Genomic DNA, 13,649 nt, shown 5'->3' with positions numbered 1-13,649 from the left:
CAGCTTATGTTCATGTTCCTTACTTAACGGGTAAAGCACCAGTTAAAGTTCAACCAGTAGCTAAAGTTGAAAAAACGACTACAGTTCAAGATACAGCTAAAGTTCGTGAAGCTGCTAAAGCTCAAAGCTCATGAAGCAGCTAAAGCTCAGGCAGATGCTGAAGCTCAAGCAGCAGCTAAGGCTCAAGAAGCAGCTGAAGCTCGTGAAGCTGCTAAAGCTCAAGAAGCTAAGGCTCAAGAAGCAGCTGAAGCTCGTGAAGCTGCTAAAGCTCAAGAAGCTAAGGCTCAAGAAGCAGCTAAAGCTCGTGAAACAGCTAAAGCTCAAAAACCAGCTACACAACAACCTGTTGCAAAAGAAACTGAAACAAGTGCACCATCATCTTCTCGTGAGTTACGTGTTGTAGCAACAGCTTACACAGCAGATCCACTTGAAAATGGTTATAAAGCAGGCGACCAAGTAAAATCAGCTTTAGGTCATAACTTAACAGCTAATCCAAACATGAAACTTATTGCAGTTGATCCAAGTGTAATTCCATTAGGTTCAAAAGTATGGGTTGAAGGTTACGGAGTAGCAATCGCTGGTGATACTGGTGGAGCTATTAAAGGTAATAAAATCGACGTTTTAATGCCAGATAAAGGTACATCAAGTAGCTGGGGACGTAAAACAGTTACAGTTAAAGTATTAAACTAGTTAGTAAAAAAGAGTCAGTCTCATCGTTGAGGCTGGCTCTTTTTTACTCTATTAAACTACTGAAAAATGACATAGTAAATGAAATTATATCAACGATTTTTCAAATATATCTATCGTAACCTACAATATATCAACGATTTTTCGAATATATCTATCGTAATTTATAATATATCAACGATTCGACAAGAGATATCGATTTACCGACAAATTTTGACGTTAAAAGTACTTTAATATTAAAAAGGCGGTCCAAAATTTGGAACGCCCCCTATCTTCCCTATTCCACACAAGTAAACTGCGTCCAAGCTCCTACATAATCTAGTAAGAATAACTCCTCTTCCGCAATTGTACCGACGATATTTTTCCGTTCATCTATCGGCATTTCTTTCAGAATGATTTGCAGTTCACCTTTATACTTACCAAATGAATTGTTTCCAATTACAACTTGCCCTCTTTCCTGCAGCACACTTTCACGCACTGGGAAGTCATAATCTTTGTACTTTTTACGTACTTCTGTAGAACGTATCATATACTCTGTTATGTCGCCGCGTCTTACGTGTAACTCTTGCAGCGTCGCTTTCTTCTCTACTTCAGTCGCTTCGTCTACAAAATGTACCTTTAGCTGTAACATGTAACGATTTAAGTTTCCTAGTTTTTCTAACTCTTCCTCACTCGCATAAGCATTTCCGATAATGACATCATCGATTAGCCCTGTTGCCCATAAATGCTTCGCTTGTACTTCAATTGGTAAATTACGATGCTCTTCTAACGTACATAATCCGTCGTTAATATCCCATGGACCGATGTTTGCGGCATGTGATGTAATAAAAGCTGCACTGCGAATACCATGCTTTTTAAAGCGTTCACTGCAGCGAATGAAATAATCGTACGGAAGACCAGTGAATTTTTGCGGATAAAAATTATGGCAACCAATTAAAGCTGATTTATTCGCTTGATGCGAAAGAATATTTTCTAAGTACGCAATATCGTTACTTACATTTAACTCAATTTTTAAACCGTACGGATTATTCGTCATTTTCGCTTCAGTTAACCCGTCGAAGCCTACATCTAAACGAATACCGTCTGCGCCTAACTCCGCGAAGAATGATAAATCGCTACAACTAATACCAAGCTGATCAAACACAGCCGGAGCTACATCTAAAATAACTTCCATATTGTTATCTTTTGCGTGATTGATAATCTCTTTAAATTCAGCTACAATTTCTTCTTTCGGACGATTCACAGATAACAAACAAGTAAATATTCTTGAAAAACCGTGTCGTGCCGCTGCGGAAATATAAGCCATATCTTTTTCTTTCGTTGAATGTTCTGGATAAAGTGAAATTCCTAATTTACGCTCCATGCTTTTGCATCTCCTTCACACGTTGTATTAATGCCATGCTCGTAAATCTATATTTTGCAGATAAACACGTTGCACATAAAATTGTCGGTACAATAATTACGTACGGTGATTGCAATCCTAACATTACATATGCACCCATTGAACAACCGATAAATAAAACTGATACTAGTAGTAACACTAATAAAGATTTACTTTGTACCCATTTCGAATAATGGGCAATACACTGTCCGACCACGAATGTAATTAAGATGATAATTGCTCCGAGCATTCTGTTTTCTCCTCTCCTGCTAATTGTTGTTTCTCATACATTTTGAAGAATGGATAGTAAATAACGAACGAGATAACAAAGTTAACAAGTACAAGTACACCAGCCATAATTGTCCAGTCCGTACTAATCACCGCTGCAATTGGTGCTAACATCGTAAATGGCAGTTTCGCCATCATGAGTGGAATCATACCTGAAACAACTGCGAAATATGATACTGTCGTTGTCACTAACGGTGTAATAACGAACGGAATAATTAAGATTGGGTTCATTACAATTGGTGCACCGAAAATAATTGGTTCGTTAATATTGAATAAACCTGGTACGAATGATAATCTACCTAACTCTTTTAGGAACTTAGATTTAGAGAACATAAACATAATTACTAAAGCTAACGTTGAGCCTGATCCGCCAATCCATACGAACCATTGAATGAATTGCTCTGTAAATAAGTTTGGTAACTGATGTGCATTTCCTGTAGCCGTGAATACTTCCATATTTTCAAGAATTGCTGAATCCCACATCGGACGAATAATTGGTCCTAAAATCGCTGGTCCATGTATACCGAATGACCAGAAAAATACGATTAAGAATACTGTTAATAAACCGCCGAATAAATTATTTCCTACTAATACTGATTTTAGTGGTGCGATTAAGTATGTAATTGTTGTATTTACATCAAATTTCAAACCGTAGCGAATGCCCCAGAATAAAAGAATAACTGCTAATGTTGGAATTAATGCTGCAAACGAATTTGAAACTGCTGGTGGTACACTATCTGGTAATTTAATCGAGATATTATGCTTAATCATAAAATGATAAATTTCTACTGCAATTAATGCTGTAACAATTGCGCCGAATAAAGACGTTGCACTTAATGTTCCTACTGAAATATATCTCCCTGCATCAATAACACCTGGTACAGCTTTCGTAATTTGAATTGGTTCAACTGATGCTAGTAAAAAGGCGAGTACAGATAATAACCCTGCACTTAACTGATTGAGCTGATAAAAGTTCGCGAGCGAAGCCCCTACTCCAAATGCTGCGTATAATGCCATTAGTCCTACTGTAAATCGAAATGGAATATCTAGAATATGGCGAAACGGTGCAATCCATTCCATATATGCATCAATTGGTAAATTTAAAAAGATAACGAAAAATGATCCGACGATCGTTAACGGTAATGTAGAAATAACCCCGTTTCGAATTGCTAATAAATGTCGTTGTCCTGCAATTTTTTGCGTTGTTGGCATAATCTTTTGTTCCATAAAACTCATAAACCCATTCATCAATAGCCCTCCTCTTTCTCTCTACTATAAAAGAATGAAATAAACTTTATAACATTATAATGTTTATATTTAAAAAGATATAATTATGCTAAAACTAATTGTTCTGCTTGCTTAAGCACTTTCAAACCATCACACATACCATAATCTCGTTGGTCTATAATCGCAACTGGTATGTTGTATGAATTTGCAAGAAACTCTACAGCTGGAAATAAATATTTCACCTGTGGGCCAATTAAAACGACATCGGCTTCCTTAATTTCAAGCTTCACTAGTTCTGAATCAACCGCCTTAATTTTATAATTCTTCCCCTGTTTCTTTGCCTCTTCTTGCATTTTTCTTACGACCATACTCGTTGACATACCTGCTGCACAACATAATAAAATGTACATCTTATACGGTCACTTTCTCTTCTACTCGTTTATGAAGAGCAATAAATTCTTCAGCCAGTTCTTTCACTGTAATTGCATTCATTAAATGATCTTGTGCGTGCACTAACAGTAAACTAATTTCTGCATGATTTCCTCTTGCCTCTTCTTGAATTAAATCCGTTTGAATACGGTGCGCTGCTGAAATTTCCTCACTAGCAAGTTTCATCTTTTCACCGGCATTCCCGAAATCTCCTTGTCTTGCAAAAGCAATTGCTTCAAGCGCCGCGCTTCTCGCATTGCCACCATGTAAAATTAACGCAAATGGAGTTTGCATATCAGCCATTTTAAATTCCCCCAAGCTATATGTTTTCTATATTTTTATCTTATTATGAAAACGCATACAATTAAACATAAAAAACTTCCGTTATGTAACGGAAGTTTTTATATACTTTTTCAAAATGATAATAAAATCTCTTGAAAATCTTCAATTACCTCGGTCTGAGTAAGTTTCTCTATCGTAGTTTGACTAGACATAATATCATATAAAAAATCATAAAGCCTTTGCAAATCTTCATTATTATTGCGCTTTACACTAAATAAAATAATTACTTGTACTTTTTTATCTCCCCAATCAACAGCCTTTTCAAGTGTGCAAAACATCAAAAAAGTTTCCTCACTTAATAACTGCATCGGATGCGGGATTGCAACTGAATTCCCAACCGCTGTCGGAGACGTATTTTCTCTCTCCATAACAGAAGCATAAAAGTTTTTTGGTACATAGCGTTTCTCAGCAGCTTTTTCACATAAAAACTGAATAACATCCTCTTTCGTAGAAGCATTATGATTTAAAAAGATTAAATCTTCCTTAATATAAGGCTGCACACTAGTATTCACATGCGTAAACAACCGCTGACCAATCGATTTAATCTCTTTATCATCAAATATTGAATTCACTTTTATAACTGGAACAGGCAAGCCACTCGGTATATGAATCGTACTAATAATACAATCTATTTTTTCTTTATAAAGATCTTCTACTTTCAATTGATAATAGCCTGTAATACCTACAATCTCTAATTTATCTCGGAACTGTGATAAAATTTTATATTTTAATAGTTGTGCACTTCCTTGACCAGTCGCACAAACTAATAAGCATCTTTTCTTTTGATTTTGCTCCTGCAAACGGCTCATCGCTCCGCCGAAGTGAATTGCAATATAACCAATTTCACTTTCAGGGATCGATTCACCCGTATATTCACCAATGATATCTCCAACAAGAACCGCAATTTCAAAAGCATACGGATAATTCTTTTTCACTTCTGCCAAAAGAGGATTTCTCGTATTTAACTTATACTTCAAACGATTTAATAACGTTTTTAAATGAATACCAAATCCAAATAGTAATTCTTCATCATAATAAAAAATAAGATTCCGTTCTTCCGCTACTTTAAAAAGAATATGTTGCATAAATGCATATATATCTTTCCCTAATAGCTCTTCTACATTTTCATAGCGATCTCTCGTTGTAACAGCAGTACTTAATAAATGCATCGTCACATATAATACTTCTTCTTCTGGAAATGAAAATTTCAACTCTTTCTCTAAATCTCCTAAAATCTGCTTCGCAATTGTATATTCTTTCTTTAGTATAAGTTCTGATTGCTCCGCATGCAGTCCTTTCATATAATGTTGACTTTGACAACGCTTTAATGCGATTGCAATATGAATGACTAAATTATCAATTTCTATATCAGATAAATATATTGTTCCGCCTTCAATATACTTTAATATAATTGAACGAATGAGTGATATATGAGGTAGCGATAAATATGTCTCCGTCTGCTCAAATTGCTCATGAAACGGAGTATGATCATAACGCGGTAAACCATATTGTGATAAACAAGAACGAATATTAAATTCCTCTCCAACAATACGTATACCATAATACGGTCTCTTCTCAATTTGTAATTCATAGCAACCACATATATCTGTAACATCTTTCATAATTAAATTGACCGTTGATTTGCTCACATACATCTCTTCCGCTAATTCTGAAAGCTTCACATATCCCTCTATCATTAAAACACGCTGCAGAATGTACGCTATTCTTTCTTCATAAGAAGTTGGGATCTTTTCCATCTGTTTTTGAAATAGACTCACACAAAAGTCTTCAAATCTCTTCTTTTGTATAATTTCTAATTCGTACCCAGTCCCTCTTTGCGATTCGATTTTCGCTCCGTTTTCTTCCAATATATCATTTAATAATTTTATATCCTTTTGAATCGTCTTCGTTGATACATGTAAACGACCCGCTAAAAAAGCTCGATTTAACATCGATTTCTCTTCTAAAAATTCCTCTAAAATAGAAATTAATCGCTGATGCACCTTTGTCATAGCTCTTCCTCTCGCTCTTTATATACAAAGGGGGAAAAGCTGCTGAAATCAGTAGTTTTTCCCCTTTATATTCTCTCTATTTCTTTAATGTGAATCCGAATTTATCCCATGCTTGTAAATAGTCTAGTAAGAAAATCTCTTCTTCTACAATTCGACCAACTACATTTGTTTTTCCTGTATTCACCATATCTTTTAATGCAATTTGTAATTCGCCTTTATACTGGCCATATTGTTCATTATCAATTAATAAATCTCCACGCTTAATTTCGCGCGTATTATGAGGTTTAAATTCTTCTTTTTTATATTTCACACGACTTTGTGTAGAACGAATCATATATTCAGATACATCTCCGCGATAAAAATGTGGTTCGTCTAATACGATAATTCTTTCTAGTTTTGTCGTTGTATCATATAGTTCTATATCAAATGTTTGTTTCTCTTTATTTAATGCACCTAGTGCTTGTAATTCTTCTTCTGACGCATATGCGTTTGCAATAATAACATCATCAATTAATTCAGTCGCAAATAAATGCTTCGCCTGTGTTGTCATCGGTAATTCACGATGCTGCTCTAATGTACATAACCCTTCTGTTACTGGCCAAGGTCCGTATGTTGCATCAAATGATGAAATAAAAGCTGCCGTTCTCATACCGTAATCTTTAAATTGTTTCGAGCATTTAATGAAATGATCGTATGATAACCCTGAATAACGATGCGGATAAAAATTATGACAACCAATTAAATTTTCACGATTTGGTCTATGACTCATAATGTTATCTACATACTTCGTACCATTGCTCATATTAATCTCAATTTTCAAACCATACGGATTATAAGTCATAATTGATTCTTCTAATCCTGAGAAACCAACATCTAAACGAATACCGTACGCACCTAATTCATGGAAGAATGATAAATCATTATACGAAATACCTAATTGTTCAAAAACAGATGGACTAATATCAACTAATACTTGGAATCCTAATGCATTCGCATGAGAGATCGTTTCTTTAAATTCTTCTATAATTTTCTCTTTTTCTCCATCCACAGATAATAAACATGTGAACACACGTGTAAATCCATATTTACTTGCTAATGTTAAATACTCCTTATCTTTCTCTACTGTTGAATGTTCTGGATAAATAGAAATACCTAATCGTCTCATATGTACACGCCTCTTTCTTCATCATATTGTAAACCTTTTCAAATATATGTAGTGAAAAAGTATATATCCCCTTCTTGTTCACTACTCTTTTGAATCCGCTTTCTTTAAAGAAAAAAATTTCTATCATTCTTAACACCTACAAGTCTATACATCTATACTTTACATCTTTTTTTCATAGTTGTGTAGCTTTTACACAAATTTGTCAGTTTTTCAACTTAAAAATTGTTATCCGTTTTCAAGACACCTTCCTTGACTGTTGCATTGGCCAATACATATACTCGAAAGAAAAGAGAAAATTTTATATAGGGGATGAATATATGGGAGAAGCAATACTCGTAAAACGAGAACCGTTATGGACAAAAGAGTTTGTTGCTTTAATTTTTGCAAACTTATGTATGTTTTTAGGGTTTCAAATGTTAATTCCAACCTTACCTGTTTATGTGAAAGAAATTGGTGGCACAAGTTCCAATATCGGATTTGTTGTCGGCATGTTTACCGTTGCGGCACTTTTTGTTAGACCGCTAACTGGGAACGCCTTGCAAAAATTCAATAAAAAAATCATTTTAATGATCGGTACTGCTATCTGTTTACTCGCTATGAGCAGTTACCTTTTCGCCTCAACTATCTTTCTCTTGCTTGCTGTTCGTATTTTACACGGAGCTGGTTTCGGTATTACAACGACTACATATGGAACTGTCGTTTCTGATTTAATTCCCTCAGCTCGCCGCGGAGAAGGCATGGGATATTTTGGCCTTTCTGGAACAATTGCAATGGCCCTCGGTCCACTTATCGGACTATGGCTTATGCAAACATATAACTTCACAATTCTTTTTTTATGTGCATTATCGTGCACAATTGTTTCATTAATATTAACGAAACTACTTCAAATCCAAAAATCGAAACAGCCTCCACAACAATCATCTAGTACTTTTCTCGATGGATTTATTGAGCGTAAAGCTTTACTTCCTTCATTATTAATATTATGTATTACATTAATGTACGGAGGAATCGGAAGTTTTATCACACTATTTGCTACAGAAGTCGGCATAGCTGATATTAGTCTCTTCTTTTTATGTAACGCACTAGCAATCGCTGTGACTCGTCCATTCTCCGGAAAGCTATATGATGCGAAAGGCCATACATTCGTCATCATTCCGGGAGTTATTATAACGTTTACAGGCATTATTTTATTGTCGTATACGACGACAATCCCGAGCTTAATCATTGCTGCAGCATGTTACGGAAGTGGTTTTGGAGCGATCCAACCTGCGCTACAAGCATGGATGATTGACCGCGTAGCACCGCATCGACGCGGTGTAGCAACGGCTACATTCTTCTCCGCATTTGACCTTGGAATCGGCGCTGGAGCGATTATATTTGGATTTATTGCTCATTTTACAAACTATGCAACTGTATATCGTTACTCCTCTCTATTACTTATTGCTTTTCTCTTCATTTACATTACAAGCATAAGAAAACAAAAGCATGGCGATAAAAACACGGAAAAAGCTGCTGGATAATTCAGTGGCTTTTTTATCGTGTTAAAAGAATTATTTCCCCTCGTTTTGCTGTTATAAAACTACATGCATTTTCCTACATATTTTTTTAACTTTCATCAAAAAATATACGATGAACTCGCAGACGCTTTCCTTAATATTCAACTGAACAATATTATTCTAAAAAGTGTGATTTCTTTACAAAATTAAGATTTATACAAGATGAAAACCAATAAAACACAGCTGTTTCTTTAAGGGATTGTAAACTTTTCTTCTCTTTGTAAATTTAGTGTAAATTTTACTAGCAAACCGTTTACAGTGCCTCAAGGTTCAGTTAATAATTACATCGTACATGAAATTTAAGGAGTGGAATGCGTGGAATATAATGTTCAAGATATGATCTTCCAGTTCATTGGTGGATTAGGTATTTTCTTATTCGGGATTAAATACATGGGCGATGGACTGCAACAAGCAGCTGGAGATCGTCTTCGCGATATTCTAGATCGTTTTACAACAAACCCACTTATGGGTGTACTAGCAGGTATGTTAGTTACGGTATTAATCCAATCCAGTTCAGGAACAACTGCTTTAACAGTCGGACTTGTAAGTGCCGGATTTATGACATTAAGACAAGCAATCGGTGTTATTATGGGTGCAAACATCGGTACGACAGTTACTGCATTTATTATCGGAATTAAAATCGGAGAATATGCTCTCCCAGTTATGGCAATTGGAGCAATCTTACTATTCTTCTTTAAAAATAAAAAAGTACATTCTGTAGGTCAAGTTGTATTCGGTTTTGGTATGTTATTCTTCGGTTTAGAATTAATGAGCGCAGGTATGAAACCTCTTCGTTCTTTAGAATCATTCCAAGAATTAACAGTTAGCATGAGTGATAATCCAATTTTAGGAATTGTTGTTGGTACAGTCTTTACTTTAATTGTACAAAGTTCAAGTGCAACTATTGGTATTTTACAAGAACTATTCGGTCAAGGTGCAATCGATTTACAAGCAGCTCTTCCTGTATTATTCGGTGATAACATCGGTACAACAATTACAGCTGTATTAGCAGCAATCGGTACTTCTATTGCCGCAAGACGTGCAGCATTAGTTCACGTTATCTTTAATATTATCGGTACAATTATCTTTACAATTTTATTAGTACCATTTACAAGTTTAATTCAATATTTCCAAACATCATTAAACTTGAATCCAGAAATGACTATTGCATTTGCACACGGAACATTTAACGTAACAAATACAATCATTCAATTCCCGTTCATTGCAGTGTTAGCATGGATCGTAACAAAAATTATTCGTGGTGAAGATGCAGCGATTGACTTCAAACCACAACATTTAAATCCAATCTTTATTGAACAATCTCCAGCCATCGCTTTAACTGAAGCTCAAAAAGAGATTATCCGTATGGCTGAGTTCTCATTACATGGATTAAAAGAGGCAAATCAATTTTTAAATACACAAGACAAAAAACACGCAAACATGGCTACTCAATTAGAAGGAGCTATTAACAATTTAGATAAAAAAATTACCGAGTATTTAGTTTTACTATCAGAAAAGCCACTTTCACCTACGGATTCTGAAAAACATTCTGTTTTAGCAGGTGTTGTTGGAGATATTGAACGTGTCGGTGATCATGTAGAAAACCTTGTAGAACTTGTAGATTTCCAAATTTCAAACCGTGTTTCACTATCAGATGAAGCATTAGCTGAATTAAACGAAATGCTTGAGTTAACAATTTCAACACTGCAAGACTCAGTTGAAGCTTTAACAAACTTCGATACTGAACTAGCTCAAACTGTTATTGCAAAAGAACGCAAAATCGACCAAATGGAACGTGTTCTTCGTAAACGTCACGTATTACGTCTAAACGAACGCAGCTGTTCAGGTGATGCAAGTATCATCTTCGTCGATATGGTAAGTAACTTAGAGCGCATTGGCGATCACGCTGTAAATATCGCTGACGGTGTTTTAGGTGAACAAGGAAAAATCAATTTAAAACAATCATTATAATAAGAAAGAGACGCTAATGTAAGCGTCTCTTTCTTATTATATTTTAACAACTGTTCTTCCTTTTAACTTTCCTTGCAATATAAGTGTAAACTTCTCCTCTAATTCTTCTAATGTACATTCTCCTGTATAAGATCTTAACTCTTTATTACTCCATTCATTTGCTAAGAGCGTCCACACATCACTTCTCACATCTGCTGGACATTGCACAGAATCTATCCCTAAAAGGCTTATGCCTCGTAAAATAAACGGATATACCGTTGTTTGTAATTCCTGGCCTGCCACATTACCGCATGTCGTTACACAACCACCATACTTTACTGTTTTTAAAGCTGTTTCTAACATACGTCCACCTACAGTATCAATAACTCCGGCGTATATCCCTTTTAACATCGGTCTTCCTGATTCATCATTCAATTCCGCGCGATGAATCACTTTTTTCGCTCCTAGACGTAGTAGCATATCTTTCTCTTCCATTTTTCCTGTCGCTCCTACTACGTTAAACCCTAACTTACTTAATATACTAACAGCTACACTGCCTACGCCGCCTGTAGCACCCGTTACTAAAACATCTCCCATATTAGGCTTGATTCCTGCCCCAATAAGCTTATATACCGACAACGCCGCAGTAAAACCTGCTGTCCCATACATCATACTTTCCTTTAATGACATTCCTTCTGGTAAAGGCACGACCCAAGATGATGGCACGCGAATATATTCTCCGAAACCACCAGAGGTATTCATACCTAAATCATATCCCGTTACAATAACTTGATCTCCTGCTTTAATGGTAGCATCTTCACTACTCACAACTACTCCTGCAGCATCAATTCCTGGCGTATGAGGATATGTTCTCGTAACACCTTTATTACCAGTAGCTGAAAGAGCATCTTTATAATTTAATGAAGAATAATGAACTTGTATGAATACGTCTCCCTCAGGTAAACTACTTACTTCTCTCTCAACAACTTTTCTTACAAACTGATGATTTTCCTTTTCGTTCACAACGATTGCTCGGAATGATGTATGATTCATTATGCTCTCTCCTTTATCCGTCAAATTCTTCTTTATTATATAGAAGAAATAAGTAAGCTTACTCATTTCTTCTTGGCTATATTTCAACAAATCTTACTTCCCTATCACTTTCTCATAATATATATTTTCATTTCTACTAAAAGCCCTTATACTTATTCTACATCTGACAAATAATATATAGAAAATCTGACTTTTTATAAATATATTGAATTTTTACGAAATGTAAATGTTTTGTAATGTTTTTTTTCGCTAAATTTCATTATAATAAGTGGATATGAGTGTCGTATTTCAATCCAAATGAAGGAGTACAGGAAATGGAGCAAAACCCATCTTTGCAAGAAAATACACGCAATAAACCGAAAAAAAATAAGAAAAAAATAAAAATTATTATAAGCGCTATACTATTCGTTTTATTAATAGGCGGCGGTTATACTTGGTTTTTAGTAAATAAAGCATCTTCTGCTGTTCGAAATGCCGCACACGATTTAGCACGCGGTGATAAATCTGATTTACGTGATAAGGCTGTAAAACCTATTACAAACAATGTCTCTGTTTTAATAATGGGTGTCGATGAAAGCGATGTCCGTGGAAAAGAATATGGTGAAGCTATAAGAACAGACGCGCTTTTACTTGCAACATTTAATAAAGATAGCAAAACTGTTAAACTATTAAGTATCCCACGTGACACATATACTTATATTCCAATAGAAAAGAAAAAAGATAAAATTACACACGCTCATGCATTCGGTTCTGCTAAAAACGGAAAAAATGGTGGACCACAAGCAAGCATTGATGCAGTTGAAAAATTAATGAATGTTCCTGTCGATTATTTTGTAAAATTCAACTTTAAATCATTTATAAAAATCGTCGATGACTTGGGCGGTGTTGAAGTTGATGTACCAGTTGAATTTACTGAGCAAGATAGCAATGATAATGCTGAGGCTATTCATCTAGAAAAAGGTGTTCAAAAGCTAAATGGCGAAGAAGCTCTTGCTCTTGCTAGAACAAGGCACATCGATAGTGATGCAATGCGTGGACAACGTCAACAACTCGTTATCGAGGCTATTTTAAAGAAACTAACAAGTGTTGGTTCTGTAACAAAAGTTGGCAACATCATTGATGATATTAACGGACAATTCGTTACCAACTTAACATTTGATGATATGCTTTCATTCTATAAATATGGATCGGATTCGGAAATTGAGAAATTACAAATCCAAGGTGATGATTGCTACATGGCAAAAGGTGACGATACTTGTAGCAAATCTGCTGGTGGTGGTCGAACTTACTACTACAATCCAGATAAAAAAGAATTAGCTAATGTTACAAATGAACTTCGTACTCATCTTGGGCTACCTGCATATACAAAGTCTGACTCAAACTCTGATTCGAAAAAGACAAAAGAATCTAAGTCTGAAAATTCAAGTGAACGCGAATCAAATAACAATGAAGTGAAAAATAAGAACAAAAATAGCAGTGAAGATACAGAAACATCGTCTAATGACAATGAATAATATAGAAGCGGTTCTCTATGGAGGTAGAGAACCGCTTCTTTTTAT

At 35.3% G+C, this 13,649-nt stretch carries 11 protein-coding genes and 1 pseudogene; 4 read left to right on the top strand and 8 right to left on the bottom strand.

Annotated features, from left to right (window positions below; translation table 11 throughout):
• Nucleotides 1–690: pseudogene (locus ABWK52_RS18665) on the top strand (3D domain-containing protein); the annotation flags it as partial.
• A gap of 274 nt (nucleotides 691–964) precedes the next feature.
• Here ABWK52_RS18665 and ABWK52_RS18660 read toward each other — a convergent pair.
• From ABWK52_RS18660 to ABWK52_RS18630, 7 genes are all read right to left on the bottom strand, one after another.
• On the bottom strand, nucleotides 965–2,050 hold the full coding sequence (locus tag ABWK52_RS18660; RefSeq protein WP_098542373.1) for a DUF871 domain-containing protein: 1,086 nt from the start codon (nucleotides 2,048–2,050) through the stop codon (nucleotides 965–967).
• Nucleotides 2,040–2,318 (bottom strand): hypothetical protein, encoded by a 279-nt coding sequence (locus ABWK52_RS18655; RefSeq protein WP_000900048.1) that lies wholly within the window; start codon nucleotides 2,316–2,318, stop codon nucleotides 2,040–2,042. Before ABWK52_RS18655 ends, ABWK52_RS18660 begins: the two co-directional genes overlap by 11 nt.
• Complete coding sequence (locus ABWK52_RS18650; protein ID WP_001013053.1) at nucleotides 2,294–3,604, bottom strand: PTS sugar transporter subunit IIC; 1,311 nt, start codon at nucleotides 3,602–3,604, stop codon at nucleotides 2,294–2,296. The genes ABWK52_RS18655 and ABWK52_RS18650 overlap by 25 nt, the downstream gene beginning before the upstream one ends.
• Before the next feature lie 83 nt (nucleotides 3,605–3,687).
• Nucleotides 3,688–3,993 carry a PTS sugar transporter subunit IIB gene (locus ABWK52_RS18645; RefSeq protein WP_000275642.1) on the bottom strand — a complete coding sequence of 102 codons (306 nt, stop codon included), beginning with the start codon at nucleotides 3,991–3,993 and terminating at the stop codon, nucleotides 3,688–3,690.
• A 1-nt stretch (nucleotide 3,994) separates the two neighbouring features.
• Complete coding sequence (locus ABWK52_RS18640) at nucleotides 3,995–4,315, bottom strand: PTS lactose/cellobiose transporter subunit IIA (protein WP_000774631.1); 321 nt, start codon at nucleotides 4,313–4,315, stop codon at nucleotides 3,995–3,997.
• Nucleotides 4,316–4,425: 110 nt separating this feature from the next.
• Complete coding sequence (locus tag ABWK52_RS18635) at nucleotides 4,426–6,366, bottom strand: BglG family transcription antiterminator (protein WP_098290903.1); 1,941 nt, start codon at nucleotides 6,364–6,366, stop codon at nucleotides 4,426–4,428.
• Nucleotides 6,367–6,442: 76 nt separating this feature from the next.
• Nucleotides 6,443–7,531: a DUF871 domain-containing protein gene (locus tag ABWK52_RS18630; RefSeq protein WP_016117200.1), complete on the bottom strand. Its 1,089-nt coding sequence runs from the start codon at nucleotides 7,529–7,531 to the stop codon at nucleotides 6,443–6,445.
• Between the two features lie 317 nt (nucleotides 7,532–7,848).
• Here ABWK52_RS18630 and ABWK52_RS18625 point away from each other — a divergent pair, with 317 nt between their 5' ends.
• Nucleotides 7,849–9,051: an MFS transporter gene (locus ABWK52_RS18625; protein WP_098290938.1), complete on the top strand. Its 1,203-nt coding sequence runs from the start codon at nucleotides 7,849–7,851 to the stop codon at nucleotides 9,049–9,051.
• Nucleotides 9,052–9,402: 351 nt separating this feature from the next.
• Entirely contained in the window at nucleotides 9,403–11,058 is a 1,656-nt protein-coding gene (locus ABWK52_RS18620; protein ID WP_000456270.1) for a Na/Pi cotransporter family protein, read from the top strand.
• A gap of 36 nt (nucleotides 11,059–11,094) precedes the next feature.
• Here ABWK52_RS18620 and ABWK52_RS18615 read toward each other — a convergent pair whose 3' ends face one another.
• Nucleotides 11,095–12,090, bottom strand: coding sequence for a YhdH/YhfP family quinone oxidoreductase (locus tag ABWK52_RS18615; protein WP_001016957.1), 996 nt, complete (start codon nucleotides 12,088–12,090; stop codon nucleotides 11,095–11,097).
• 314 nt (nucleotides 12,091–12,404) lie between these two features.
• On the opposite strand from ABWK52_RS18615, the gene ABWK52_RS18610 reads away from it, so the two are divergent.
• Nucleotides 12,405–13,604 carry an LCP family protein gene (locus ABWK52_RS18610; protein ID WP_000437392.1) on the top strand — a complete coding sequence of 400 codons (1,200 nt, stop codon included), beginning with the start codon at nucleotides 12,405–12,407 and terminating at the stop codon, nucleotides 13,602–13,604.
• The last annotated feature ends 45 nt before the right edge of the window (nucleotides 13,605–13,649 follow it).

It is taken from the genome of Bacillus sp. AP50 (assembly GCF_040492675.1).
Classification (GTDB): domain Bacteria; phylum Bacillota; class Bacilli; order Bacillales; family Bacillaceae_G; genus Bacillus_A; species Bacillus_A cereus.
This window is presented reverse-complemented; position numbering and strand designations above follow the sequence as displayed.

Excerpts from the sequence above, each read along its gene's own strand:
- ABWK52_RS18660 (WP_098542373.1), bottom strand. The coding sequence starts at position 2,050 with ATGGAGCGTAAATTAGGAATTTCACTTTATCCAGAACATTCAACGAAA.
- ABWK52_RS18655 (WP_000900048.1), bottom strand. The coding sequence starts at position 2,318 with ATGCTCGGAGCAATTATCATCTTAATTACATTCGTGGTCGGACAGTGT.
- ABWK52_RS18650 (WP_001013053.1), bottom strand. The coding sequence starts at position 3,604 with ATGAATGGGTTTATGAGTTTTATGGAACAAAAGATTATGCCAACAACG.
- ABWK52_RS18645 (WP_000275642.1), bottom strand. The coding sequence starts at position 3,993 with ATGTACATTTTATTATGTTGTGCAGCAGGTATGTCAACGAGTATGGTC.
- ABWK52_RS18640 (WP_000774631.1), bottom strand. The coding sequence starts at position 4,315 with ATGGCTGATATGCAAACTCCATTTGCGTTAATTTTACATGGTGGCAAT.
- ABWK52_RS18635 (WP_098290903.1), bottom strand. The coding sequence starts at position 6,366 with ATGACAAAGGTGCATCAGCGATTAATTTCTATTTTAGAGGAATTTTTA.
- ABWK52_RS18630 (WP_016117200.1), bottom strand. The coding sequence starts at position 7,531 with ATGAGACGATTAGGTATTTCTATTTATCCAGAACATTCAACAGTAGAG.
- ABWK52_RS18625 (WP_098290938.1), top strand. The coding sequence starts at position 7,849 with ATGGGAGAAGCAATACTCGTAAAACGAGAACCGTTATGGACAAAAGAG.
- ABWK52_RS18615 (WP_001016957.1), bottom strand. The coding sequence starts at position 12,090 with ATGAATCATACATCATTCCGAGCAATCGTTGTGAACGAAAAGGAAAAT.
- ABWK52_RS18610 (WP_000437392.1), top strand. The coding sequence starts at position 12,405 with ATGGAGCAAAACCCATCTTTGCAAGAAAATACACGCAATAAACCGAAA.